This window comes from Streptomyces sp. NPDC052496 (assembly GCF_040679095.1).
Classification (GTDB): domain Bacteria; phylum Actinomycetota; class Actinomycetes; order Streptomycetales; family Streptomycetaceae; genus Streptomyces.
In genome coordinates, this window is the sequence record NZ_JBFAUH010000055.1 from 1 (window position 1) to 26843 (window position 26843).

A 26843-nucleotide genomic window follows, 5' to 3' on the forward strand; every position below is an offset into this window, starting at 1 on the left:
TCGTCGACAATCACCACCTCAACATCACCGAACGTCTGCCCCAACACCGACTGCACCGCAGCCGGCAACCGCTCGGCGTCGTTATAGACGATGACAACCACAGATATCTCAGTCACAGCACACCATCTTCGAAGTAAAAGGTCCGTCCATTCACGTCGAACGCACCGCGCTTCGCGCGTCCGAGGCGACAGGAAGCGTTCCGCGGCGACTCGTGGCCCGGCAGGATGCCGAAAGGGCGCTGCGCACGGACGCAGCAAGTCCGTGCGCAGGTCGACCGTCGCGTCGGACGCACTCGGCCAGAGGATCAGAACAGCAGGTGGGAGATGAACCAGCCCCCTCCGACCGGTACCGGGGCGGCCGGCGCGGGACGCGCGTGACGGCGCACACGAGGCGTTCGCATCCCGGTTCCCCCCTCTGAGAGCGCCGTCGCGTCCCTCATGTCCGGAAGACGGACGGCATCAGCCGTTTTCCGGGACGATACCGCCAGTTGACCGACGACCACGTACGCGATGAACACTTGTGACGGAACGATCAGATAACGGGACCGTCCGTCACCGCTCGGCGACGCAGTGCGCGCACACGCACCGGTGATCGTTGCCGGCCGGCTGCACCCAGCATCGCCCGGCCGCTCGCCGGACGGATCACCTTTCGGCCACATCCGGCCCCTGACGGGTGGTTACGGAATGCCGGTGTCCGCACCTACACTATTTCCCTCTTGCACCTCGCCTGACCTGCGAAAACAAGGCAAGCGAAACCGTTGCACCGGTTCCGGAGCGTGAGGGGGAAGCCCTGTGTTCTACCAGGTCCTCAAGTACGTGATCCTCGGGCCGTTGCTGAGGCTGCTTTTCCGGCCGCATGTCGAAGGGCTGGAACACGTGCCGCCGGAAGGGGCGGCGATCATCGCCGGGAATCATCTTTCCTTCTCGGACCATTTCGTGATGCCGGTGATCGTGCCGCGGCGGGTCACCTTTCTGGCGAAGGCCGAATACTTCACCGGCCCCGGGGTCCGCGGCCGGCTGACCGCCGCGTTCTTCCGGGGTGTCGGCCAGATTCCGGTGGACCGGTCCGGCGGGAAAGCCGCACAGGCCGCCCTGAAGTCCGGGCTGGCGGTACTGCGTAAAGGACGGGTACTGGGCATCTATCCGGAGGGCACGCGGTCGCACGACGGCCGGCTGTACAAAGGCCGTACGGGCGTGGCCGCGATGGCGATCAAGGCACAGGTGCCGGTGGTGCCGTGCGCGATGATCGGCACCTTCGAGGCACAGCCCACCGGCCGCCGCCTGCCGCGCGCCAGGCGGATCACCATCCGCTTCGGCAAGCCGCTGGAATTCGGCCGTTTCGCCGGACTGGACGGCGAACACGCCGCACTGCGCGCCGTCACCGACGAGATCATGTACGAGATCCTGCAGCTCTCCGGACAGGAATACGTGGACGTGTACGCGAACGAGGCCAAGGCGCAGCAGCAGGCACAGCGGGGGCTGGCACGCCGGTTCCGGTGAAACCGGAGCGGGACCACAGCAGCGCGAACGCGGAACTCGTCACGGTGCAGGCGAGCAGCGTCCCCGCGTGGCGCGCGCCACCACGGTGGGTTCCGCGCGCCAGTCAGTTACGGATGCGCCCTGCGGGGGGATGTGCTCACTGTGATGTTCGAGCTTCCGCTGCTGCAGTAGCCCTCCGTCGCCATGATCATGTAGTGGAAGGTACCGAGGCGCATTCCGTGGCGTGCCCAGGCGTCGAAGTGGTTGCCGGTGGTGATGGTGCCGCCCGTACGCTTCGACCGCCGGACGCTCCAGTACTGGGTGAAGGTCTTCTTCGGCCCCTCGATGGAGGGCGCCTGCCAGGCTGAATCGCCGGCTGGTCGCCTTCGTTTCGTCCCACTGCCATGTCTTCTCCCGACGTCGTGCTGCTGCTGGACGGATATCGGCGAAAGGCATTCGACAGCACCGCCCGGGGCCTGCCGCCGAATTCCGCCAAGGCCGAAGAGCGCGGCAACCTTTCGGGAGTCGGCGGCCGAACGGCAGGCCGTCTGCTGTCGGTCCCCCGAGATGTGACACGGAAGCGCCGGGCAGCCGGGCCGCCGGGCTGCGATTCGGCTATCGGCCACCTTCTGGCCGCTCGACGGAACCCTGAGGGAGTGCGAAATCGAGGGTGCGCCAGGCGAATGAGCATGTGGGGGCACGGAGCTGCGCCGGAGAGACCGTCGGCGTCCCGGTAGAGGGCCGCGCACACGGCCGGCGCGTGACTGCGTCGGCTGGAGGAGGGGCGGGGCCGGGCTCCGTCTCAGCCGCGGAGCCGAGTCATGACACTTTCCGCTTCGCGGCTGCGGCCTCGGGGGGCGACGGAGCAGCGGGGCGCGTGAGCAGGCGGGCGATGGGGATCGAGCCGGCGCCGTGGAGCAGGACGCTGCCGAGGACGGTGAGCGTCATCGCGTACAGGGCCGTGTTGGCGTCGGGCCCGTCGGGGAGGGTGTTGAAGGCGATCAGTCCGAACACGATCGACGTGGTGCCGCGGGGGCCGAGGGCTCCCATCATGAGCCGTTCGCGCCAGGTGAAACCGGAGCCGAGGAAGGCGAGCAGGACCGGGACGATGCGTACGACGGTGAGGGCGGCGGCACACAGCCCGACGATCGACCAGTCGACGCCACCGTCCAGCGTGAGCACCACGGCGTTCCCGAAGAAGAACCACATGCACATGGTCATGATCGAGCTGGTGTCCTCGATCAGCCGGAAGTCCGAGGCGTCGGGAACCTGGCCGCCCCGTCGTCGGGCCGGGGCCTGGCGGACGTAACGGAAGGCGATCGCGCAGACGAAGGAGGCCACGAAGCCGTTGCCGCCGGCCGTCACGGTCACGGTGTAGGCGAGCAGGGGGGCGAGCAGCACGAGGATCCGGCGTGACTGTCCGGTCATCCAGTGCCTGCGGTCGGCCGAGTTCATCAGCCATGCGAGCAGCGGCCCCAGCGCGATGCCGACGGCGAGTGCCTTCGCCGCGGACGGCACGGCCGTGCCCAGTGCCTGCACGGGGGTGTCGGTCTGCGCGGTCGAACCGGCCAGGATCAGCGCGAACAGGAAGACGGGCGAGACGATCCCGTCGTTGTAGCCGCTCTCCACGTTGAGGACGTTGCGCACCCGTGCCGCGATACGCGTGTCCCGCACCAGCGTCTCGGCCGGGGCGAAGTCGGTCGGGACGACGATGCACGCGATCAGCAGCAGGAGCACCGCGGGCAGCCCGGGCAGCAGCAGCACGCCGAGCAGGACCAGCGCGGCCAGGCTCAGCGGCAGGGCCACCAGCAGCGCCCGGGCGGCCGCGCCGCGATCGCTGCCGAACAGCCGTCCGCCCGGCAGTTCGGTCGCGTCGACGAACAGCAGGACCGCCAGGATGACTTCGGCCACGTGCTGGGCGACCTGGGAGTTCAGCGTGGCAGCGATCTCACTCTGGGTGAACAGTCCGGTGATGATCCCGGCGAGGACCAGGACCAAGGGGGCTCTGAGGTGTCGCTGCTCCAGCCATCCGGCGACGAGCGTCCACCCGGCGGTCGCAGCAGTGATGACGATCAAGGTGGAGATCATGTGCATTCCGGTTCCGGGGCAGCGGCAGGAAGAGGGAGCCGGCTCGGTCCGCGTCGGCACGGCACGGTGAAGCGCCTGCGTCAGCCCGTGCGCCGTCCACTGCCGCTGCCCGGATCACGTGCGTCGCACCCGTCGTCGAACCATCCCTGTCCTGCTCGACCGTAAGGCCCCTGGCCCGTTCCGGCCGGGTAGCGCGCCCGGTTCCAGCCGGTCGGGGGGTCGGTTCCCACCAGACGGCGGAGGCAGGGCGCGACCCGGAGGAGGCGCCGGGCGGATCCCCCTCCGCTTCGGGCGGTCCGGCCCGGCGTTCTTGCTCGGAGCGCGGTGTCAGGTCCTCGGATTGAGCTTCAGACCGAAGTGGTTGAGGATATCGGTCGCCTCGGTCCAGTAGATGTAGTTGCCCGCGTTGGTCTGGTACGGGCCCGACAGCGCCGAGACGACGCCGCGCGCCTGGCGCTCGGAACCCTTCGGGGTGAACACCATGGAGCCGCTGTCACCGTGCGCGGCGGCCCACTGGTTTCCGGGCAGCCGGGTGCCTTCGACACCCCGGACCTTCCAGCCGGTGTCCAGCTTGTAGGTGATGTCGTCGTGGGTGACCTTGATGCCGCAGACGGTTTCCCGCTTCATGAAGAAGGACGCGGCGCCGTTGTGGCAGACGTAGTCACCGTTGTGCGAATAGGCGACGCTGGTGACGCGCCCGTAGCTGGTCGTCTCGCTCGTGTCGGCGTTGTTGTCCGCCCCGATGAGCTGTTCGGCGTCCCAGCCGGTCGCCACGCCGTCCACCGTACCGACGTAATTTCCCGTCAGGCCGTTGAGGCCGTCGTAGAACGCGCCGAAAGCGGGGGTGGTGCCGGCGCCGGTGTATATCTTGGTGCCGTTGCTGAAACAGTGCGCGGCCGTCACCATGACGGGTTTGTTGTCCTTCTTGCGTACGGCCGGCAGACCCGCCGTACAGTACTGCCCGCCGTCGGTCAGTACATCGCCCGCTATGAACGGCGCGTTGTCCTGCCACCGCACGTCCGCCCAGGTCCGGGCGGCTGAGGATATGCGCCGGCCCTGCTTGAAGACGAGCGGCACGTCGTGCGCAGGTGCGGCGCTTCGCGCGCTCGGGGCCTCCTGGCGTGCCGTCTTCTCCGCCTTGGCTGCCACGGCGGGCTTGTCGACCGCTATTTCCAGGGCCGAGGCATCGGCCGCGATGGCCACGGCGTGGATTTCGTAGGGCAGTTTGCCGGCCTTCTCCTGTGCGAACAGCCGGTCGCGCGCCTCGTGCAGCGCCTGACGCGTCTGTGCGGCCCGCACCGGGCGGAGTTTTCCGGTGTCGACGTGACGGTCCGCTGCCGATATCGCGGCGATGAACTTCGCGGCCCGGGAGAGGTCGGTCAGCTGGACCTCCACGGTGCCGTGGGGTGCGTCGATACGTACCCCGGCATAAATGTCGGCCGCTCGGCGGCTCGATCCGACGCGTTCCACAACGTCCGCCAGAGCGCGCAGCGGTGCGAGCAGTTTTTCCTGCTTGTCCGGGGCCATTGCCGCTATCTGGGCCTCGGTGTACTGCGGAGACGGCGTGGCCGGCCGGGCGTGGGCGCCGGGCGCCATTGCGGTGAGCAGCGCAAGTCCGGCCGCGCCCAGGCCTGTAGCGGTTCTTACGGGTCTTTTCACTGGCCCCCCAGTTCGTCGATGTGACCGGCACACCGCACGGCCCGGCGTCAGGTGGTGTCAGGCCGGGTCGAAACGGTCGCGGATGGCAGCGGGAGCATATAGCAGTGAAAGGAACGGACGTTCGGCCCGTAGGGGGGTGAGCGGGAAACGGCCACCCGGGCGGGGCGGCTTTCCGGCCCTGCCGGTCCGGGGTGTCAGGCGCGGCGGATGACGATGTCGCCCATGCTGGTGCGGGCCCGTACCTCGACGGTCTCCTCGCCGGCCGCGGGGCCTTCGGCCGGGCCGAGGCCGTTGTGCAGCCGGCCGAACTGGGTGTGCGCTTCGAGCCAGACGGCGGTGGAGGGGCGGACGCCGACCTCCAGGTCGCCGGCGGCGGTGTGCAGGGCGGTCCGGCCGCGGACCACTTCGCCGATCCGGATGCCGCCGTTCGCCGACTTGGCGTCGACCGCGGCGTGTGCGACGCCGACGGAGATGCGGCCGTTGGCCGCGCTGACCCGCAGGTCGCCGGTGACCTCGCCGACCGTGGTCTCGCCGTTGCCGTTCTTGATCGTGGCACCGCCGGTGATCTCGCCGACGACGATCCGGCCCGTCGCGACGACGGTGGCGTCCCCGGTCACCCGGTCGACGCTGACGTCTCCGTAGTCCGTACGCAGGTCGACCGCCGTCGCCGTGGCGACCTGGAGGTGGCCGGCGGAGGTCTTGATGCGGCACTCGCCGAGCGGGCCTTCGCAGAGGAAGTTCCCGGCCGGCGCGTTGCCCCGGACGTCCGATCCGGCCGGCAGCGCCACGCGCACCTCGACCGCGCCGCTCCTGCTGAACAGCGAGCGTTTCCTGGGCCCCTTGACCAGCAGCCGGCCGCCCGAGCAGGTGACGCTGGTCTGCCGCGCGGCCCGTACGTCCGCTTCGTCGGCGTCGTTGGCCGGCCGGACCTCGACGACCGTGTCCGTGCGTCCGCTCGCGGTGATCCGTACCGACGCGACGTCGAAGTCGAGGGTGGCGACGATCGGTTCCGGTGTGTCGAAGTTCGGCAAGGCTGTCCCGTCCTCATGGCGTGGCGTGCGTTCCCGCCGGTGGGGCGGGTGAAGGTGGAGCAGGGGCGGTGGGGTGCCGGGGCCGGTCAGCGGACCCAGCCCGTGTAGCCCTGCTGGCCTCCGTGCCGCCGGTGGCCGGACGAGCGGCCCCGGTCGCCGGGCTCCAGCGCCGCGGCGACGGCCCGTACGAGCCAGGCGTTGACCGACAGTCCCTCCTGGCCCGCCGCGTCCTCGATCCGGGCCTTGAGGTGGGCGGGCAGCCGGAAGTTGATCCGGGCCGTGCCGCCGTCGCCGCTGTCCGCGGGGGCGGCGGGCGCCGGCGCCCAGGCGCCGCCCGGTGCGCTGTCGCGCTCCTCCTGCTCGTACGGCTGCGGGATCGGCGGCGGAGTCACCACGAACTCGGGGTCGAGTCCGCGCAGCCGTACGTCGACGGATCCCGGCGCGAGGTCGCGGGTGACGTCCCCCATGGCGGCGGACAGCGCGTTCAGCAGGGTGAGGCGGGCGGCCGACTCCAGTGGCGCGGTGAGCCGCTCGGCCAGGGCTCGGGCTTCCTCGCCCCCCGCGTCCGCGGCCACCGCGAGTTCGTGCCGGAGGTTGTCGACGTAGGGCGTGAGATCCATGACGCCATCATGGCACATGGGTGGCGCCGGGCGGGTCACGGCGGACCGCCCACTTCAGAGGCGTCACGGCAGGCTCCGCGTGGTCCGCGGCAAGAGATCAACGTGGCGCCGCAATGGCGCCATGCGCATGCACGAGGCCCCGTGCCCCGCGGGCTTCACAGCCGCGGGTGCACGGGGCCCGGTGTGCCGGTGGCCGTTACGCCTTGCTCGGCTCCGGGGTGGCGTGCGGCGCGCACGTCACGTCCTTGGAGTCGGTCTTCCCGGTCAGGAAGTAGGTGTCGACCCGGCTGTTGATGCAGGGGTTGACCAGGCCGGTGACACCGTGCGAGCCGGCGCCCTTCTCGATGATCATGCGCGAGCCCTTGAGGCGCTTGTGCAGCTCGACGGCGCCTTCGAAGGGGGTCGCCGCGTCACGGGTGCTCTGCACGATCAGGACGCTGGGCAGGCCCTTGCCGGTCTTGACCTCGACGGGGGTCTGCTGCTTCTCCGGCCAGGTGGCGCAGGGCAGGTTCATCCAGGCGTTGGCCCAGGTCATGAAGGGGGCCTTCTGGTGGACGCGGGTGTTGTCCCGGTCCCACTTGCGCCAGCTGGTGGGCCACTTGGCGTCGTTGCACTCGACCGCCGTGTAGACCGCGTTGCTGTTCTCGGAGGCGGCGTTGCCCGCGGTGTCGCTCATGTCCGGGCCGGCGTTCTGGATCAGCGGCTTGGCGTCACCCGACAGGTACGCGCTCCACACCTGGGCGGTCGAGGCCCACGCGGAGTCGTAGTAGGGCGCGTTCTGGAAGAAGCTGGTCAGCTCGGCCGGGCCGACGACGCCACCGATCGGGTTCTTCTTGGCGGTGGCGCGCAGCTGCTCCCACTTCGCCTGGACCTTCGCCTCGGTGTTGCCGATGTGGTAGACGGCGTCGTGCTGGGCGACCCACTTCTTCCAGTCGCTCCAGCGCGTCTCGAAGGCGAGGTCCTGGTCCAGGTTGGCCTGGTACCAGACGCTCTCGCGCGACGGGTTGACGACGGAGTCGACGAGCATCCGGCGGACGTGGTCCGGGAAGAGCGTGGCGTACACGGCGCCGAGGTAGGTGCCGTAGGAGACGCCGAGGTAGTTGAGCTTCTTCTCGCCCAGGGCGGCGCGGATCACGTCCAGGTCACGGGCCGTGTTCGGCGTCGTCATGTGCGGCAGCAGGGCGCCGCTGCGCTCCTTGCAGCCGAGCGCGTACTCCTTGGCCAGCTTGCGCTGGGCGCGCTTGTCGGCCTCGCTGTCCGGCACCGGGTCGGCCTTGGGGGCCTTGACGAACTCCTGCGGGTCGGCGCAGGAGATCGGGGCGGAGTGGCCGACACCGCGCGGGTCGAAGCCGACGAAGTCGTACGCCTTCGCGGTCTTCGCCCACACCGCGTTCTTGCCGGTGACGCGGGTCGGGAACTTCATGCCCGAGCCGCCGGGGCCGCCGGGGTTGTAGATGAGGGAGCCCTGGCGCTCCTTCTTGCCGCCGGTGTTGCCGATCCGGTCGACAGCGATCTTGATGGTGGGGCCGTTCGGCTTGGCGTAGTCCATCGGCACGGTCACGTAACCGCACTGGATGGGGGCCTTCAGGCCCCAGTCGGCCGGGCAGGCCTGCCAGTCGATGCCCTTCTTGGCCGCGCGGGCGGCGGCGACCTGCACGCCGCGGTCCTCGGCCGAGCCGCGGTGGTGCTGCTGGCCCGCGCTGGCGGGCGTGGCGGCTATCGCTCCGGCTATGAGCGTGCCGGTCACCAAGGTGCCGGCGGCGCCGAGCGCTGCTGTTCTTCTCACGTGGGGGTCCCCCTGCATAATGCGCCGCGCGAGCGCGGCGGTGATCACAGAGCTGCACGGGGGATCCTGTCGCCTGTCACCCCCCTCTGAACAGGGCTCACTGCCTTTTCTTTACCAAACCGCAGGATTCGTTCAGCGATCTGCGGTATCGGGGGGCGCACCATGGCATACAGCCCGGCAATTTGGGAGTGCGTGCGGCTTGGCGCACGGATCGCCCGGGTCAGGCGGTGTGTTCGGTTGGTACGGGACGGGAGGATTGCGCGGCTTGTCCCGGGTTCGCGAGCGGAGGGACGAGCGGTGCACGTCTGGTACGTGTCGTACGGCTCCAACATGCACGGCGCGCGGCTGCGCCACTACCTGACGGGCGGGCGTCCGCCGGGCGGTCTGCGGACGTGCCCGGGGTGCCGCGATCCCCGGCCGCCGGCCCGTTCCGTGCCGGTCGTACTGCCCGGGAGCATGTACTTCGCCCTGGAGTCGCTGAACTGGACGGGCGGCGTGGCGTTCTACGACCCGGACGGGCCCGGCGAGGTGTGGGCCCGCGCCCATCTGGTGACCCTGGGACAGTTCTCCGACATCGCGGCGCAGGAGATGCAGCGGGCCCCGGCCGCGGATCTGGACCTGACCGAGGTGCTGGAGCGGGGCCGGGCGCAGCTCGGGCCCGGCCGCTACGAGACGCTGGTGCATCCCGGGACGCTGGAGGGGCTGCCGCTGCTGACCTTCACGGCGCCGTGGAGCGCGGGCGAGGTCCCCCGTACACAGCCGACCGACGCCTATCTGGCGCACCTGTCCTCGGGGCTGCGGGAGGCGGGCGGGTGGGACGACGAGGAGATCACGGAGTACCTGGACCGGTGCCGGCGGGGTCTGACCGTACGGCCCGGGACGGGCCGGCGGCGGCGCGGCTTCCGGAGTGCGGCGCCGGCGCCCCGGGCGCTGGAGGTCGACCGCCGGGTACCGGAACCGGAGTTCGGGGGTCCGTGACCACGCTGGGTTCACGGCTCGTAACACACTTCCCCTCGCACGTCAGCCCTCCTTACGGATTCCGAACACACCGAGCCGCACTAACCGGACATTCGCTCGACGACCGAAAATGTGGTCGCTCGGTGAACGTTGGGTGAGGATGTAGCAGGTCACCCCGAGGCAGGGTGGACCGGAGAGAACGGACGGTTTACGACAAAACCTTCGTACGGCGTCCGGAATGCGGATCAAGCTGTCCGGAATCCCTACGGTCGTTTTGACCCATCCCTTCTTCATCACCAAATGTCAGCCATGTGACCACCTCACGAGCCTCCGGCAGCCGCGCCGGTGACGGGCTCCTCCGCCATCGCGACTTCCGACTGCTGCTCGCCGGCGCCGCGGCCAGCCAGGCAGGCACCCAAGTGGCCCTGGTGGCCCTGCCCTTGGTGGCCGTGGTCGGACTGCACGCCTCGGCTTTCGAAGTGGGCCTGCTCACCGCGGCCGAGACCGCCGCCTTCCTGCTCATCGGCCTGCCGGCGGGCGCCTGGGTGGACCGGGTCCGGCGGCTGCCGCTGCTGATCCGTACGGACGTGGTGCGCGCGGTGGCGATGGGCAGTGTGCCGCTCGCCGCGGCGTGCCACGCCCTGACGATGGCCCAGCTGTACGTGGTGGCCTTCGTCACCGGCGTCGCCACCGTGTTCTTCGACGTGGCCCACCAGAGCTACCTGCCGAGGGTACTGCCCGGTCCGCAACTGGTGGCGGGCAACGGGGCGCTGGAGACGGCCCGTTCGGCCGCGCAGGTGGCCGGGCCCGGGCTCGGCGGCGGTATCGTCCAGCTGCTCGGGCCGTCGGTGGCCGTGCTGGCCAACGCGGCCGGATATCTCGCCTCCGCCCTGTTCCTGCGCGGCATCCGCGTACGGGAGCCGGAGCCCGAGGCCGCACCGGGCGTGTCGCTGGCGGCGCAGGTCAAGGAGGGCCTGGCCTTCGTGCTGCGGCACCCCGTACTGCGCATGATCGCGCTGTCGACCGGGGTGGCGAACTTCTTCTCCGCGATGCTCGTCGCCGTACAGACCGTCTTCCTGACACGGGAGCTGGGGCTGCCGCCCGGCGTGCTCGGGCTGATGCTGTCCGCCTCCGCCGTCGGCGGCCTGACCGGCGCGCTGTGCGCCGGACCGGTCGCCCGGCGGCTGGGCCAGGCCCGCATCATCTGGCTCGCCCCCGTGGTCACCGGGCCGTTCGCCCTGCTGTGGCCGCTGTCCGGCCACGGAGCCGCCGCCGGCTGGTTCGCGCTCGGTTCCGGCGCCGTGTTCTTCGGCGCCGTCGTCTACAACGTGGCCCAGGTCAGCTTCCGGCAACTGCTCTGCCCCGACGCCCTGCTGGGCCGGATGAACGCCACGCTCCGGTTCATGGTCTGGGGGACCATGCCGCTCGGCGCGCTGGTCGGCGGCTCCGTCGCCGAGGCCGCCGGTCCGCGGGCCGCCGTGTGGGTGTGCGCGCTCGGCTTCCTGCTCGTACCGCTTCCGCTGCTGCTGTCGCCCCTGCGGAAACTGCGGGACCTGCCGGCTTCCGGAACGGAGCACGGAGCGGCGGCGCCCGGAGCCGGCTCCGGGGCGGCTTCCGAGGCAGTTGATGCGCCCGGAGCGGCCGGCTGACCCGCGCCCCGGAGCGGATCCACGGCCGGTGAGCCGGCGCCCGTGACCGGGCCGGCCGTACTCCACCGTGCGCGGCCGGACCCGCACGCCCGCACGCCCCGTACCGCTCAGCCACCTCGCACGCCTCCGTACAGCGCATACGTCTCGTACGTCTTGCCCACACGTCCCATACGCCTCATACATCTCGCCCGCACGTCCTACACATCTCGTAGCCAACGCCCCGTCCCCGGCGGCGCAAGGGAGGTCATCGTGGACCCCAGCACGACGCTCGGCATCAGTACCGGCACCCCGGCAGGCACCGGCATCCGCACCCGCTTCGCCACCGGCGCCCGGCCGGCCACCGGCACCATCACGGAGCAGTACCTCGCCCGCTACGAGAAGGCCGCCGCCGGGGCGAGCGACCCGGACGCGCTGCTGCCCGTCACCGGGGCGCAGCGGCGGTTCCTGCTCGCCCGGCGGCTGGCGCCCGGCGGCCGGCCCGATGTCGTACCGCTGTTCTTCGCCTTCCCGCGCGGCACGATCGACGTGGCGCGGCTGCGCGCCGCCGCCGGTCACCTGGCCGCCGCGCATCCCGCGCTCCGTACCCGGCCCGACGTCCTGCGCGGCGCGCCCGTGCAGCGGCTCGGTACGCCCGAGGCGCAAGTGGACCGGGTGACCCCGCGCCCCGGCGAGAGCGCGGCGGCGGCGCTGCGCCGGACGCTGCTGGCCTGGACGCCCGAAGGCCCGCCGCTGCGGTTGTTCCTGGCGGACGCCCATGGTGCCGCGGAGGCCGGTGACGGCGTCCAGGCGCCGGCCGGCGGCGGCCCGGGCGCCGTGGAGATCCTCGCCCTGGCCCTGGACCACGCCGTGTGCGACGAGCAGTCGCTGGGCCGGATCTCGGCGGACCTTGAGGCCGCGTACGGGCAGCGGCTCGGCCCCGGCGACGTACCGCGGGACCGTGCCGCGGCGGAGGAGGCCGGGTACCGGGAGGCCGTACGCCTGCAACTGGACGTCGAACAGCGCGCGTCGGGCCCGGCCGCCCTGGCGTACTGGGCGCAGCGGATCACCCCGGCGCTCGCGGACGGGGGCGCGAGCGCCGCTCCCGCACGGCGCACCGCGCAGCAGGCGCCCGCGCCGGCGGTGCCGCGCCCCACCGGCGCGCTCCAGGCGCGCCTGCCGATCCGTACCGACGACGGGCGGGCCACGGCCTTCCCCGTCCTGCTCGGGGCGTGCGGCAGTGCCGCACGCGCCCTGAGCGAAGCGCACACGCCTGGTCGTACGCCGCTGCTCGGCTACCCCTGGGGCGGCCGTCCCGCCGCGGCGGCGCCGGTCCTCGGCTGCTTCCTGAACACCGTCGTCCACCCGGCCTCCGCCTGCGGCCCGGACGACCTGACCACCACCTGGTGGGACGATCTCGACCACGCCGACACCCCGTTCGACGAGGTGGTCCGCGCGGCCCGGACGGCCGCCGTCCCGTGGACCGGACAGCTGGACGGCCTGCTGACCTTCGAGGACCTGCACCGCCGGCCGCCGCTGCGGCTGGGCGGCGTCGCGGGCCGCGAGGTGCACATCGACGGACGGCCGCTCCAGGCGCCGTTCGCGGTCTCCGTCTCGTACGGGACCGACCTGCTCGTACGGATGGCCTGGGACCGGGACGCCTTCCCCGACGGCCTCGTCCACGACGCCTTCGCCGCCCTGACCGCCGAGCTGTCCGGCGGACCGGCCGGCGGCGCGGACGCCACCAGCACCGACTCGGGCACCGCCACCCCGGTGGCCTGACCCGCACGCCGGCGGCCCGGCCCGCACCCAGGGCAGCCGCCGGCTCCGCTCCCCGAACCGCACCACCCACCCGGCGCCCGCGTCCGACCGACAGCGGGCACCGGGCCGAGCCCACCCCTCATCCACCACCCGAAGGATGGACCATGTTCGGACTCTCACCGTCCCAGGACGTCGTCTGGCTGCACGAACAGATGCTGCCGGGCAGCCGCGCCTACAACTTCACGGCCTCGATCGACCTCTGGGGCCGGCTCGACGAGGCGGCCCTGCGCCAGGCGCTCGGTGCCGCGCTCGACCGGCACGCGGGGCTGCGCCTCGAACTCGTCGAACAGTCCGGCGCGGTGCCGAAACAGCGCGTACGCGAACGATGTGAGCCACGGATGCGAACCGTGGACCTCTCCCAGGAGGCCGACCCGGAGGCCGCCTTCCAGGAGCTGCTGCGGACCGAGGCCGTCACGCCGCTCGACACCTCCGAGGCGCCGCTGCTGCGCTGGTGCGTGGCCCGGCTGGGCGAGCGGCACCACCGTGTCGTGCACGTCGAGCACCACCTCATCCACGACGGCCACTCCTTCGCGATCCTGCTGCGCGACGTGTTCACCGCGTACCGCGGGCAGGTGCTCGGCGAGCCGGTGGAGCTGCCGGCGGCGCGCTCGTACGAGGAGCACGCGCGCGCCGCGGCGGACGCCGACCGGCGGGCGAGCCTGGCGCACTGGACGGCGGAGCTGTCGGACGCCACCTTCGACCTGCCGCTGCCCGGCCTCGCCCGGCCCGGTGTGCAGCGCCGGCACGCGGGCGGGCAGCTGCGCCAGGCCATCGGCGCCGACCTGGCCGAGCGGCTGCGGGAGAGCAGCCGTGCCCAGGGGCACACGCCGTTCTCCACGCTGCTGAGTCTCTTCGCGGAGCTGCTGCGCCGCCACAGCGGCCGGACCGACATCGTTGTCGGCACCGCGGTGGGCAACCGTCCGGTGGGCTTCGAGGAGACCGTCGGCATGTTCGTCAACACCATCCCGCTGCGCCTGCGGCTGGACGGGACGGCCGGGGCGCTGGAGGCGGTGGACGAGGTCACCGACACCCTGATCCGGGCGCTGCCGCACCAGGAGGTGCCGGTGCAGGAGCTGACGCGGGCGCTCGGCCGGCACACCACCGGCGCGGACAACCCGCTGTTCAGCGTGATGTTCAGCGCGCACGACGCGGCGCTGCCGGAGATCGAGGTGCCGGAGCTGGAGGTGGCCCTGTACGAGGGGTTCAACACCGGCACCACGCGCTTCGACCTGGACCTGGTGCTGATGCCGGACGACCGGCGCACGGTCGGTCCGCGGCAGGGCGCGGCGGGGATGACGCTGGTGTGGGACTACGACCGCGACCTGTTCGGCGAGGACGTGGTCCGGCTCCTGTCGGAACGTTTCCTCGATGTGCTGCGCGCCTACCTGGAGACGCCGGACGCGCCGCTGGCCTCGCTGGGGGCCGAAGCGGCCACCGCACCGGCCGGCAGTGACGCACCGGCCACCGACGCCCTCATGGCCGTCCCCACCGACGAGGTGCTCGACCCGGTGGCCCGCCAGGACCCCGCCCGCCCGGCCCTCGTCGGCGGCGCGCAGAGCCTGTCGTACGGTCAGCTCGGCACCCGCGTCGACGACCTGGCGCGCCGGCTGCGCGCGGCCGGGGTGACGGAGGGCCGGCCGGTGGCCGCCGTCCTGCCGCGCGGCACGGAGTCCGTGGTCGCGCTGCTCGCCTGTCTGCGCACCGGCGCCGTGTACTGCCCGCTCTCCCCCAACGACCCGGCCACGCGCCTGCGGACGCTCCTGGAGCGGCTGGACCCCGCGCTGGTGCTGGCCACCCGGGAGAGCGCGCTGTCCTTGCCCGCCGAAGGGCTGCCGGTGGCGCTCCTGGACGGTCCCGCGTTCCCGGAGGCGGCTCCGGCCCGGGACGCGGGCCCGGACGCCTTCAAGGACGCCGCGTACGTGATCCACACCTCCGGCTCCACCGGGCTGCCCAAGCCGGTCGTGGTGAGCCGGCCGGCGCTGGCGCAGCACGCCCGTGCCACGGCCGTCCGGTACGGCCTGACGGAGCGGGACCGGGTGCTGCTGTTCGCCCAGCCGTCCTTCGACGTGGCGCTGGAGGAGGTGCTGCCGTCGCTGCTGGCCGGGGCCTGCCTGGTGCTGCCGCAGCGCGAGGTGCCCACCCCGGACGAGCTGACCGCGGTCCTGGCGGCCCGCCGCGTCACCGTCGCCAACCTGCCGACCAGCTACTTCCTGGCCGTACGGCAGGAGTTGGGCGAGGCGTTGCGGGACGGCCGCTGGGCGCCGCGCATGATCGTCCTGGGTGGTGAGCGGCTGCCGGCCGGCGCGCTGCGCGAGCTGTTCGACGCCGTGGACGCCGCCGCCGGGTCGCCGTCGGTCGCCGTGCTCAACGCGTACGGCGTGACCGAGGCGGCGATCACCAGCACCGTCCACGAGGTGACCCGCGAGGACCTGCGGGACGGCGCCGAGGTGCCGCTCGGCACGGAACTGGCGGGCACCCGGGTGCATGTCCTGGACGCCGGGCTGCGGCCGCTGCCCGCGGGCGCGGTCGGTGAACTGGCCGTCGCGGGCACCGGGCTGGCCGACGGCTACTTCGGCAACGCGCAGGCCACCGCCGAGCGCTTCGTGACGCCGGACGCCCTGGGCGGCGAGCGGGTCTACCGCACCGGCGACCTCGCCTACCGGGACCTGGCCGGCCGGCTGTACTTCCTGGGCCGCCGGGACAACCAGGTCAAGCTGCGCGGCTACCGCATCGAGCTGGAGGAGGTGGAGGCCGCCGCCTCCGCCGAGCTGGGCGGCCGGTCCGCCGCCGTCGTGCTCGACCCGGACGGCCCCGCCGGGCCGCGCCTGATCGGCTTCCTGGAGTCCCGTGCCGGGGACGGCGACGGCCCGGACGAGCAGGAGCTGCACGCCGCGCTGTCCCGCCGGCTGCCCACCGCGCTCGTACCGGCCCGCTGGATACGGCTGGACGCCATGCCGTCGCTGCCGGGCGGCAAGCCCGACCGCGCGGCCCTGGCCCGCCGGGTGGCCGAGCTGCCCGAGGAGACGGCCGGAAACGCCGCGTCCGAGGCGTCCGGCGAGCCCGCCGACCCGCAGGTGGCGCTGCTCGCCGAGGGCTGGCGCGAGGTGCTGGGCCACGACGACTTCACCCCGGCGTCGCACTTCTTCCAGATCGGCGGGCACTCCCTGATGGCGGCGCAGCTGGCCGCCTGGCTGGAGCCCCGGCTCGGCAGCCGGCCGCCGCTGCGGCTGTTCTTCCAGAACCCGGTGCTGGCCGACCAGGCCCGTGCGGTCGCGGAGGTCGCGGCGTGAGCACCTACCCCTCGTCGGTCCTGGAGGCCGACCACAAGGAACTGACCGCCTCCTTCGAGGCGTTCATCCGCAAGGAGCTGGTGCCGCTGGCGGCGGACCTGCCCGAGGACGCCGACCTGCCGCCGGCCGAGCTGCGCGACTATGTGCGCCGTCGCTCCGCGGCCCTCGGCTTCTACGCGGGTGACTACCCCGAGGAGCTGGGCGGCTCCGGCATGCCGTTCACCGCCGTGGTGCTGCTGCACCACGCGGCGGGCCGCAGCGGCTGCCCGCTCGCCCCGTACGCCCTCGCCGGTTCCGACGGACCGAGCCCGCTGCTGCGGCACGGTACCGAGGAGCAGATCGAGCGCTATCTCAAGCCGCTGGTGCGCGGCGAGGCGGTGCGCTGTCTGGCGCTGACCGAGCCGCACGCGGGCTCGGACGCCTTCCAGCTGACCACCACCGCCGTGCGGGACGAGGCGACCGGTGAGTGGGTCCTCAAGGGCCGCAAGACCTTTGTGAGCAACGCCGACCGGGCGGACTTCACCCTGGTCGTCGCGTCCGCCAAGGGTGAGCCGACCGCCTTCGTGGTGGAGGCGGGCACCCCGGGGCTGCGGATCGGGCAGCGCTACGACGGCATGTCGGGCGAGCCGCTGTACGAGCTGCTCCTGGAGGACGCGCGCGTGCCGGCCGATGCCGTGATCGGCGGCCCGGACGGGGTCGGTTCGGCGCTCGGCAACGGCATGGACAGCCTGTCCCGCGGCCGGCTGGTGGTGGCCGCGATGTGCGACGGCATCGCCGAGTACGCGCTGGAGCAGGGCATCGCGTACGCCCGTGAGCGGCGGGCCTTCGGCGAGCGCATCGGCGCGTACCAGCATGTGCAGGAGCATCTGGTGACCAGCCGCGCGGAGATCGAGGCGGCCAAGCTGCTGACGCTGGCCTGCGCGCGGCTGGTGGACAGCGGCACGGAGGCGCCGGAGAACGCCGCGCTGGCCAAGCTGACCTCGTCGGAGACCGCGGTACGGGTGGTGGACCGGGCGCTTCAGGTGCACGGCGCCACCGGGTGGGTGCGCGGGCACCCGCTGGAGTTCCTGTACCGCCATGTCCGGTCGATGACGATCATCGAGGGCACCTCGGAGATCCAGAAGGTGATCGTCGCCCGGTCCATGGGTCTCGGCTGAGCCGTCCGCCCACCGGGGCCAGGGGGCCCGACCACCGCCCCCGGCCCCGCCCCACACGTATGCGCGAACTTGCCAAGAGCAGAGGAATCATGAGTACTTCAGCGCACCAGCACCCCGGCAGCAGCCCGCAGGACGAGCAGCTCAGCATCGCGTACGGCGCCGCGCCCGGTACCGCGGCGGACGGCCCCGCCCGGTCGGACATCCTCGCCCGGTACGAGCACTGGGTGCGGAGCACCCCCGACGCGCCCGCCGTCGAGGACGGCGCACTGTCGTGGAGCTACGCCGAGGTGGACGCCCTGGCGCACGTCGTCACCGAGTCGCTGCGCGGCCGGGTCTCGCCCGGTGATCTGGTCGGCGTGTGCCTCGACCGCTCGGCCGCGCTGGTCGCGGTGGCGGTCGGGCTGGCCCGGCTCGGCGCCGTCTACCTGCCGCTGGGCCCGCGGCCCGGCGAGCGCCGGCTGGCCGCGGTGACCGAGCGGCTGGGCGTGCCCTGCCTCGTCGGCGACCCCGCGCTGCTGCCCGCGGCGTACCGTACCGGCGACGCGCTGTCCCTGCCGCTGCCCGCCGAGGGCGCCAACGCGGCCGGCAGTGTCGTGGCCGCGTTCCGTACCGAGCCCGCCGCCACCGCGCCGGCCACGCCGCCGGGCACCTTCTACGCCGTACTGACCTCGGGTTCGACGGGCCTGCCCAAGGCCGTCGCGGTGGGCGGCGCGTCGCTCGGCTCGCTGCTGGACTGGTACCACGCGTACATCGGGGCCCGGCCCGGGGACCGGCACGGCCTGCTGATCGGCGTCTCCTTCGACCCGCACGTCAAGGAGCTGTGGGCGGCGCTGACCTCCGGCGGCGTGCTGAGCGTGCCGCCCGAGGAGGTGCGCTGGGATCCGGAAGCCCTCACCGGCTGGTGGCGGCGCGCCGGGCTGTCCGTCGCCGTGCTGCCCACCCCGCTCGCCGAGACCGTCCTCGAACGGCCCTGGCCCGAACTGCCCGCCCTGCGCCACCTGGTGGTGGGCGGCGACCGGCTGCGCCGCCGCCCCGCGCCGCAGGTCACGGCGCAGGTGCACAACGCGTACGGCCCCGCCGAGGCCACCGTCGTCACGACCGTGCACCACGTCGAGGCCGATGACCGCGACGCCACTCCCCCGCCGATCGGCACGCCCGTGGACGGCGCGGTCGTCTGCGTCACCGACGAGGCGGGCCACGTGGTGCCCCGCGGCGAGAGCGGTGAACTGCGCATCGGCGGCAGCGTGCTGTCGCTCGGATACCTGGACGCGGACCTGACGGCGGCCCGCTTCGTGGCCCCGCCGGCCGGCGTCACCGGCACCGACCGCGTCTACCGCACCGGCGACCGGGTACGGATGCGGCCGGACGGCGTGCTGGACTTCCTCGGGCGGCTGGACGACCAGGTCAAGGTCAGCGGCGTACGCATCGAACTCGCCGAGGTGGAGGCCGCGTTCGAGCACCACCCGGGCGTCCGGCGGGCCGCGGTCGCCGTACGGCCCGCGGCCGGTGAGGACACTCAGCTCGCCGCCTTCGTCCTGCCGGTCCCCGGCGAACCCGTACCGCACGCGGACGAGCTGATCCGCGAGGCGCGCGGCTGGCTGCCCGAACAGGCCGTACCGGCCGTCGTACGCTTCCTCGACAGCTTCCCGCTCGACGCCAACGGCAAGGTCGACCGGGCCGCGCTCCTGGCAGCCGAAGCGGCGGAGTCCTCCGAGGCCACGGCACCGGAGGGCGACGGCGCACCGCGCACGCCGACCGAGGAGCTGGTCCTGCGCCTCAGTCGTGACCTGCTCGGCGTCCAGACCCTGGGCACCGGCGACAGCTTCGCCGCGGCCGGCGGCAACTCGCTGGCCACCGCGCGGCTGCTCACCGGTATCGAGGAGCACTGCGGTATACGCCTGCGGGCGCCCGAGGTGCTGCGCCAGCCCGACCTGCGGGCGCTGGCGGCCCTGGTGGACGCCCGGCGCGACGCCGCCGACCTGGCGGGGGTCTGAGATGACCAGCTTCACGGCCGGCCTGCCCGGTCTCGTCGCGCAGCACGCCCGCACCACCCCCGACGCCCTCGCCGTGACCGACGGCGAGACGTTCCTGACGTACGCCGGACTCGTGGCGGCGGCCCGTGACTTCGCGCGGACGCTGCGGGACCACGGGGTGCGTCCCGGTGACGCGGTCGGCGTCCTGCTGCCGCACTCGGTGCCCACCGTGGTCACCCAGCTCGCCGTCTGGTGGGCGGGCGCGCACTACGTTCCGCTGGACGCCGAGTATCCGGCGCCGCGCATCGCGACCATGCTGGAGACGGCCGGTGCGGTCCTGACGGTCGGCGCCAAGGACCTGACGGAGGCGGCGGGCATCCCCGGGGACCGGGCCGTGCCGCCGCCCGCCCCGGGAGCGGCGGGCACCGGGGACGGCGCGCCCGCCCCCGCCGAGGGCGCCTACGCCCCGGACGCCGTCGCCTACGTGATGTTCACCTCCGGCTCGACCGGGCAGCCCAAGGGCGTGGCCGTCACCCACCAGGGCATCGCGCGTCTGGTGCACCGGCCGGAGTACGTGACGATCACACCACGCGACCGGGTGCTGTTCCACTCCCCCGTCACGTTCGACGCCTCCGCCTTCGAGGTGTGGGCCGCGCTGGCGAACGGCGCCGCGGTCGCGGTGTCCACCGCCGACCGGCTCTCGCCGACCGGCCTGGCGCGGGACGCGGAACGGCTCGGCGCGACCGTCACCGTGCTGACCACCGCGCTCTTCCACCACCTGGCCGCCCGGCGCTCGCCGCTCTTCGGCGTGCTGCGCGGCGTCCTGGCGGGCGGCGAGGCGCTGTCCGCACGGCACGCGCGCTCCGTGCTGCGCGCCCACCCCTGGCTGGAGCTGGTCAACGGCTACGGGCCGACCGAGGCGACCACCTTCGCCACCGCGCACCGCGTCACGGACGCCGACTGCGACGGCCCGCCGCCCATCGGCCGCCCGATCGCCGGGACGACCGCCCACGTCCTGGACGAGCACGGTGCGCCGGTGGCGCCGGGTGTCCGCGGCGAACTGTGGCTCGGCGGGCCGCGGCTGGCGCGCGGTTACGCCGGACAGCCGGACCGCACGGCGGAACGCTTCGTCGAGCACCCGACGGCCGGCCGGCTCTACCGCACCGGCGACGTGGTCTCGGCGCGCCCCGACGGCACGCTGGACTTCCACGGCCGGACCGACGACCAGGTCAAGGTCCGGGGCTTCCGGATCGAACCGGGCGAGATCGAGCACGCGCTGCGCGAGCACGCCGGGGTCGCCGACGCGGCCGTGGTCGTCCAGCGGCCGGCGCCCGACGACGCACGGCTGGTGGCCTTCGTCGTACGCGAGGCCGGCGCGACCGTCGAGGGCGCGGCGCTGCGCACGCACCTGGAGGGCCGCCTGCCGGCCCATCTCGTGCCCAACATCTGGGCATTCACGGACGCCCTCCCGATGACCGGCGTCGGCAAGGTGGACCGGCGGGCGCTGGCCGAGCGGCCGGTGGAGGGGATCGGGGGCGGTCCGGCGGAGGGAATCGGAGACGGTCCGGTGGAAGGGATCGGGTCCGGGACGGTGGAAGGTTCCGCAGCCGCTTCGGCCGTTCCGGCCGTTACGGCTGTTTCGACTGATTCAGCTGATCCGACTGATTCAACCGTTTCGGCCGTCCCGGCTGGCGGGCCGGAGGCCGGGGACGCTCCGGACGCCGGCGGCCGCCTCTCGCCCCTCCAGCAGGTCGTCGCCGACCTGTGGAGCCAGGCCCTCGGCCTCCCCGTGGACGACCCCGAGGCGGACTTCATCGCGCTCGGCGGGCACTCGCTGCTGGCGCTGTGTGTCGTCGAGGACCTGCGTGAGGACCTCGGGGTGGAGCTCTCGCTCGCCGACTTCTTCGCCGCTCCCACGGTCGCCGCGCAGGCGGCCCGTGTCGAGCAGGCCCTGCTGCACCTGCACGAGGACCCGGGCGCGCCCGGTGACGAGCCGGCCGCCCAGGCCACTTTGGAGGACCGACGATGACCACCGCTCCGGACACCGCCCGTGAGGCGGCGCTGCTGCGGATCGCCCGGCAGCGGCAGGCCGCCGAACGCGGCAAGGCGGTCCGTACGGCCGCCGCCCCACAGGGCCCGGCGCCGCTCTCCGCGGCCCAGCGCCGCATGTGGCTGATGGACCGCCTCGGCGGCAGCGGCGCCGCGTACCACGTACCGTTCGCGACCCGGGTGCGCGGGCCGTTCGACGCGCAGGCCCTCGGCCGGGCGCTGACCGCTCTCGTACGCCGGCACGAGGTGCTGCGCACGCGGTACGGGCAGCACGACGGTGAGCCGTACCAGGAGGTGGCGGACGCGGCGCCGGTGCCGGTCGAGGTGGTACCGGCGGACGGTGACGCGGTGGAACAGCTGCGGGAGGCCGCGGCGCACCCCTTCGACCTGGCGAGCGGCCCGGTGCTGCGCGCGCTGGCCGTACGGCACGCCGCCGAGGACCACACCGTGCTGCTGACGCTGCACCACATCGCCATCGACGGCGGTTCGCTGGCGGTCGTCGCCCGTGAGCTGGGTGCGCTGTACGGGGCGGCGCTGGACGGCGACGACGTGCCGGCCGGCGAGCTGACCGGAGTGCTCGCGGGCCCGGCGCCGCAGTACGCGGACTTCGCGCGCCGCGAGCACGCCGCCGCGGACGCCCTGGAACACGGCCTGGAGTACTGGCTCGGGCGCCTCGCGGGCGCCCGCCCGGTGCCGCTGCCCGCCCCGGCCGCGGACTCCGGGGCCCCGGCCCGGCGCGGGCAGGCCGCACTGCTCGCCGAGCCGCTGCCGCCCGCCGTCCTCGAAGGGCTGCGCGCGGTGGGCCGGGAGCACCGGAGCACCCTGTTCACCGTCGTGCTGGCCGCCGCGTACGCCGCCCTGCTGGAGGCGACGGGCCATCCGGACCTGGTGCTCGGCTGCGCCAGCAGTCACCGTGACCGGGCGGGGGCACGGGATCTGGTCGGCCTGTGCGTGAACACCCTGCCCGTCCGGGTGGACACGCGGAGCGCGGGCGCGTTCGGCGAGCTGCTGGACCGGGTACGGGACGCGCTGCTGGAGGCCCAGCAGCACCGGGACGTGCCGTTCGACCTGATCGTCGAGCGGCTGGGAGCGGCGGCCCGCGGGGCGGACGGCCATCCCCTGGTGGACGTCACGGCCGACGTCCTGCGGGCGCCTCTCGCTCTGGAGCTGCCCGGGCTGGCGAGTGAACCGGTCGACATCGACCTGGGAACCGCCAAATTCGGTCTCGGCTTCTACGTGGAGGAGGACCGGGGCGACGGTGCACCGCCGCGCTGCCTGGTGCAGTACGACCGGGCGCGGCTCGACGAGGGGACGGCCCGGCGGCTGCTCCACGGTTTCGCCGGCCTGCTGGCGGCAGTGGCCGCCGATCCCGGCCGCCCGCTGGCCCGGCCGCAGTCCGGGACCGCGGCACAGGACGGCGCGGAAACGGTCCATCCGGCAGAGCGGTTGCTCCGGGACCGGCCGGAGGTCGCGGAGGCGTTCCTGCTGGAGACCGACGGCCATCCGCCGCTCGCGTACGTCGTACCGAGCCGTACCGGAAGCCTCGAACCGATGGGCCTGCGGGCCTCGCTGCGTACGAAGCTGGCGCCGGAGCTGGTCCCGGCCGCGGTGACGGTCCTGGACACGCTGCCGCGTACGGCCGACGGGGCCGTGGACCGCGGCCGCCTGCCGGGCGCGCCGGCGACCGCCACGGCCACCGCGCCCGCCGACGCCCTGGGAACACGCGGCCAGGCCGTCCTGGAGGCCTTCGCCGGACTGCTGGGCCGACGGCCCGCGCCGGACGACGACTTCTTCCTGCTCGGCGGACACTCGCTGCTGGCGGTGCAACTCGCCGACCGGCTGCGCGAACGGTTGGGCCTGCCGCTGACGGGCCTCGACGTGATGGAGCACCGCAGCCCCCGCGCCATCGCGGCCCTGCTCGACGGGCGGGGCCAGGAACGCGCGGCGGCACAGGCCGCTGTCCGGACAGCGGCCCGGCCCGCGGCTGCCCGCGGCACCCGGACCGCGGCGGCCGGCGTCGGCACGGTGCTGGTCACCGGCGCCACCGGCGGTGTGGGCGCCTTCGTGCTGCGGGAACTGGCGGCGCGCGGCCGTCCCGTGCGGGCCCTGGTACGGCCCGAGTCGGCACACCTGCTCGCCGGGGACGGAATCGAGGTGGCCGAAGGCGACCTCGGTGACCCGGAGAGCCTGCGGTCGGCGGTCGCCGGGGCGGACGCGGTGATCCACGCCGCCTGCACCTTCACCTCCCCCGAGGTGGACCTGGCGGCGATGCGGGCCGCGCTCGACGGGTGGCGGCGGGGCAGCTTCGTCTTCGTCAGCAGCGTGGACGCGTACGGGCAGCCGCCGGTCACCGAGGTGACCGAGGAGACCGCACCGGCCGGACCGTTCACCGCGTACGGCCGCGCCAAGCTCGACTGCGAGCGGATGCTGCTGGAGGCCGCCGGGACCGGTGGGCGGGGCGGGGCCGGTGTGGTCCGGGTGCCCATCGTGTGGGGGCCGCACGCCAGGCTGCGCGATCAGTTGCGCTGGGGCGCCACCGGCCAGTTCTTCCAGGCGGCGCGGAACGGCGAGCCGATCGAACTGCCGGCACGGGACCGCGGCTGGTACGGCGCGCCCTGGGTGCACGGGGCGGCGCTGGCCCGCGCGCTGGTCAGCTGCGTGGAGCGGCCGTCCGGCGGTGTGGTGAACGCGGTCGGCGGCCACGTCGACTGGCGTGACTTCGCCGCCGAACTGATCCGGCTGCTCGGCAGCTCCAGCGAGATCCACGCCACGCACGCGGGCCCGGGTGCGCCGGCCCCGGCGGACGGCCTGCCGGAACAGGGCAAGCCCGACTTCCTCCTGCACCACCGCCGCCGCTACCGCCCCGCCGCCGCGCTCGCCGAGGAACTGGCGGAGCAGCCGGGCGAGGACTGGCGGTCGGTACTGGCCGCGATGCTGGAAGACTGACGGACGATGCTGGAGGCATGACGGGCGATGCCGGTGGGCTGACGGACGATGCCGGTGGGCTGACGCGCGATGCCGGTGGACTGACGGGCTCCCCCGTATTTCGCGGATTTCCCGTCACCGGACGGCACCGATTCCGCACTTTCGCCGTCTTGCTGTACGCGGCGCCGCTCCTTCCCCCCGGAGCGGCGCCGCGTCGTCTCTACAGTCCGCGGTCGGCTCGCGAGAGCACCCATACGTAGTACCAAGGGTCGTCCCGCACCTTGCCGCGCTCCGCCACCGCTTGGAGACCGGCCCACAGTCCGCTGGACGCGGCCCCGCCGAGCACGGCGGAGACCACCTGCAGCAGCGACGGGCCGTGCACCGCGAGAAGGCTGGCGCCGACCGTGGCGAGGGTCGCGCCGGACGCCGCCACGGCGCGGTTGCGGCGGACTTCCCGCGTCCGGGCCTCCATGCCGTACATCCCGTCCCGGATGCGTTCACCGATCCGCGTCAGTTCGCGCTCGGACTGCGTCGCGTTCAGGGCGTCGTCGAGGTCGTTCAGCTGCTCCCGCAGCCAGCTGCGGTGACGGCGGTAGGACCCGAACTCCTGCACCGTGACGGCGCTGAAGACGTCCAGCGGAAGCCCGCGCAGATACGGCAGCTCCAGGTCCTCGACCACCGGGCGGACCACCCGGCAGACCACGGCGGGCGTGTCGCTCTGGGCGACGACGCGGCGCCCGTCCCGCAAGAAGTCGAGCAGGCTCGGCACCCGTGCGTGCGCGGCGGGCGGGGACGACACGGTGCCGTCCGGGTAGTAGTACTCCGTGCCGCGGGCCACGGAGTAGGTGGGCAGGTACCAGGCGCAGCCGGCGCGCAGCAGCGGTTCCGCCTGCAGCAGCCACCGGCCCAGGTGGTCCAGGTCCGGGCAGTGCATGTGCAGGGTTTCCGTGTCGACGGTGCCGCCGCTGTACTCGGCCGGAGGGCCCGGGCTGCCGGGCCCGCCGTCGTCGTAGGGGAAGTCCGCGCTGCTCAGGAGCCCCCGGCGGTCCAGTGTGCGAATGCGGTGCCGGGGGCCCTGCCCGTTGTGGGACAGCAGGAGCGTGTCGGAGATGAGCACGGCGCGCTGGGTGAGTTGTTCGAAGCCGGTGGCCCCGACGCCGATCCCGACGTGGAAACGGCAGCCGGCGAGCCGCTTCTCGGCCACCAGCGCACGCCGGCGCTCGTGGAACAGATGCCGGCCGTACGCCTGGGCCACCCGCTTCGGATCCCTGCGGTCCGTCGCCGGCAGCGCTTCGTAGAAGCTCCGCATCTGCTGGGCGACGACCGCGTTCTCCACCGCCTTGGCACCCCGCCGTCTCACGAGCACGAGCATACGGCGGCGGAACACCGGACGCCCCCGGTTCACCGCTGTTCCAGGAGTGCGGCTGTTCGAGGAGTGCGACGCCTTCTGGAGGCGGCCGTCCCGCTAGGCGCCCGCCTCCAGAAGGCGTCGCACCCGTAGCGCGTCCGGTGCCACAGCGGTCGTCAGCGCGGCGGGACCGGCGAGCGGGCAGCGCACCCCCTGTCCTTCGTCCGGCCCCGTGCCCAACAGCAGGACTTCGGCGGGCTGCTCGTCGTAGGCCGGGTCCACGACGAGGAGTTGGCCGGTCGCGCGATGGCCGCCGAGGACCGCGGCGGTGTCCCAGCCGGGGGCCCCGGGACCGTACGCCGTCTCCTGATCGAGGAGCGTACGGCCGGCGCGGTGCACCGTGAGGCGGCTGCTCAGCCGCCCGGTCCGTTCACCGCTGCGTCCCAGCACCTGCTCCTCACGCAGCACGAGGCGCGCGGTCGGCGCGAGATGCACGGTCGTCGTCATCCGCAGGTCGCTGCCCTCGGCGGAGATGAGCGGTTCGGGCAGCCACTCCAGCCGGGCCCCGTCGCCGACGGTCAGTTCCACGTCGTACGTGGCGTGCCCGGCCGTGCGCCCCGGCAGCGCGACGGTCGCCGCGACCGCCGTGACGCACAGGTCGGCGCCGTCCTCCGCGGTGGCTTCGATGCGCAGCCGGTCGCCGCCGAGCGGTGCGCTCATGGCACCGACGACACACACCCGGGCCTGCTTGCCGTACGAGCGGACGCGGCGCAGCGCGAGCGGGCCCTCGCCGTCCAGGACGGGCAGGCCGGTCACACCGTCCGCGCCGGTCCGCGCGGTGATACGGGCCGTGGCGCGCAGCCCGTGCGCCGCCGGAGCGGGGCCGTGCGCACGTGCCGGCTCGGAGCCCTGGAGGCGGGACCGCTCGGGAGGCGCGAGCGTCATGCGGGGCCTGCGGTCCAGTCGGCGAGGCGGGCGCGGACCCAGTCGGTGACGGGCGCTACGCCGTGGTCGTCCTTGAGGCTGGTGAAGACCA

Annotated in this window: 17 protein-coding genes and 1 pseudogene; 9 read left to right on the forward strand and 9 right to left on the reverse strand. The window is 73.5% G+C overall.

Going from position 1 to position 26843, the window contains the following annotated elements; genetic code table 11:
• Positions 1-116 (reverse strand): glycosyltransferase (locus AB0L45_RS38730; RefSeq protein WP_365848512.1); only part of this gene is annotated, 116 nt, incomplete at its 3' end.
• A gap of 675 nt (positions 117-791) precedes the next feature.
• On the opposite strand from AB0L45_RS38730, the gene AB0L45_RS38735 reads away from it, so the two are divergent.
• Positions 792-1499, forward strand: a complete 708-nt coding sequence (locus AB0L45_RS38735) for a lysophospholipid acyltransferase family protein (protein WP_365848496.1) — start codon at positions 792-794, stop codon at positions 1497-1499.
• A 134-nt stretch (positions 1500-1633) separates the two neighbouring features.
• Here AB0L45_RS38735 and AB0L45_RS38740 read toward each other — a convergent pair.
• The 6 genes and pseudogenes from AB0L45_RS38740 to AB0L45_RS38765 form a co-directional block, all read right to left on the reverse strand.
• Positions 1634-1834 (reverse strand): annotated as a pseudogene (locus AB0L45_RS38740) (glycoside hydrolase family 11 protein); the annotation flags it as partial.
• A gap of 463 nt (positions 1835-2297) precedes the next feature.
• Positions 2298-3566 carry a cation:proton antiporter gene (locus AB0L45_RS38745; RefSeq protein ID WP_365848497.1) on the reverse strand — a complete coding sequence of 423 codons (1269 nt, stop codon included), beginning with the start codon at positions 3564-3566 and terminating at the stop codon, positions 2298-2300.
• 327 nt (positions 3567-3893) lie between these two features.
• Complete coding sequence (locus tag AB0L45_RS38750) at positions 3894-5093, reverse strand: peptidase (protein WP_365848498.1); 1200 nt, start codon at positions 5091-5093, stop codon at positions 3894-3896.
• 326 nt (positions 5094-5419) lie between these two features.
• Entirely contained in the window at positions 5420-6256 is an 837-nt protein-coding gene (locus tag AB0L45_RS38755) for a DUF4097 family beta strand repeat-containing protein (protein WP_365848499.1), read from the reverse strand.
• An 86-nt stretch (positions 6257-6342) separates the two neighbouring features.
• Positions 6343-6876, reverse strand: a complete 534-nt coding sequence (locus AB0L45_RS38760; RefSeq protein ID WP_365848500.1) for a hypothetical protein — start codon at positions 6874-6876, stop codon at positions 6343-6345.
• Positions 6877-7072: 196 nt separating this feature from the next.
• On the reverse strand, positions 7073-8662 hold the full coding sequence (locus AB0L45_RS38765) for an alpha/beta hydrolase (RefSeq protein ID WP_365848501.1): 1590 nt from the start codon (positions 8660-8662) through the stop codon (positions 7073-7075).
• 297 nt (positions 8663-8959) lie between these two features.
• Here AB0L45_RS38765 and AB0L45_RS38770 point away from each other — a divergent pair, with 297 nt between their 5' ends.
• From AB0L45_RS38770 to AB0L45_RS38805, 8 genes are all read left to right on the forward strand, one after another.
• Positions 8960-9640 carry a histone deacetylase gene (locus AB0L45_RS38770; RefSeq protein WP_365848502.1) on the forward strand — a complete coding sequence of 227 codons (681 nt, stop codon included), beginning with the start codon at positions 8960-8962 and terminating at the stop codon, positions 9638-9640.
• Positions 9641-9930: 290 nt separating this feature from the next.
• Complete coding sequence (locus tag AB0L45_RS38775; RefSeq protein ID WP_365848503.1) at positions 9931-11268, forward strand: MFS transporter; 1338 nt, start codon at positions 9931-9933, stop codon at positions 11266-11268.
• A gap of 249 nt (positions 11269-11517) precedes the next feature.
• A complete protein-coding gene (locus tag AB0L45_RS38780; RefSeq protein WP_365848504.1) occupies positions 11518-13026 on the forward strand; it encodes a non-ribosomal peptide synthetase in 1509 nt (502 codons plus the stop codon).
• A gap of 143 nt (positions 13027-13169) precedes the next feature.
• Positions 13170-16355, forward strand: a complete 3186-nt coding sequence (locus AB0L45_RS38785; RefSeq protein WP_365848505.1) for an amino acid adenylation domain-containing protein — start codon at positions 13170-13172, stop codon at positions 16353-16355.
• Positions 16352-17512 carry an acyl-CoA dehydrogenase family protein gene (locus tag AB0L45_RS38790; protein WP_365848506.1) on the forward strand — a complete coding sequence of 387 codons (1161 nt, stop codon included), beginning with the start codon at positions 16352-16354 and terminating at the stop codon, positions 17510-17512. Before AB0L45_RS38785 ends, AB0L45_RS38790 begins: the two co-directional genes overlap by 4 nt.
• A gap of 89 nt (positions 17513-17601) precedes the next feature.
• The gene (locus AB0L45_RS38795) at positions 17602-19506 is read left to right on the forward strand and encodes a non-ribosomal peptide synthetase (RefSeq protein ID WP_365848507.1); all 1905 of its coding nucleotides are present in this window, start codon (positions 17602-17604) and stop codon (positions 19504-19506) included.
• 1 nt (position 19507) lies between these two features.
• Positions 19508-21514: a non-ribosomal peptide synthetase gene (locus tag AB0L45_RS38800; protein ID WP_365848508.1), complete on the forward strand. Its 2007-nt coding sequence runs from the start codon at positions 19508-19510 to the stop codon at positions 21512-21514.
• A complete protein-coding gene (locus AB0L45_RS38805; protein WP_365848509.1) occupies positions 21511-24480 on the forward strand; it encodes a condensation domain-containing protein in 2970 nt (989 codons plus the stop codon). The genes AB0L45_RS38800 and AB0L45_RS38805 overlap by 4 nt, the downstream gene beginning before the upstream one ends.
• A gap of 199 nt (positions 24481-24679) precedes the next feature.
• Here AB0L45_RS38805 and AB0L45_RS38810 read toward each other — a convergent pair whose 3' ends face one another.
• Positions 24680-25819 (reverse strand): hypothetical protein, encoded by a 1140-nt coding sequence (locus tag AB0L45_RS38810; RefSeq protein WP_365848510.1) that lies wholly within the window; start codon positions 25817-25819, stop codon positions 24680-24682.
• A 105-nt stretch (positions 25820-25924) separates the two neighbouring features.
• The gene (locus tag AB0L45_RS38815) at positions 25925-26752 is read right to left on the reverse strand and encodes an urease accessory protein UreD (RefSeq protein WP_365848511.1); all 828 of its coding nucleotides are present in this window, start codon (positions 26750-26752) and stop codon (positions 25925-25927) included.
• Positions 26753-26843: the final 91 nt, after the last annotated feature.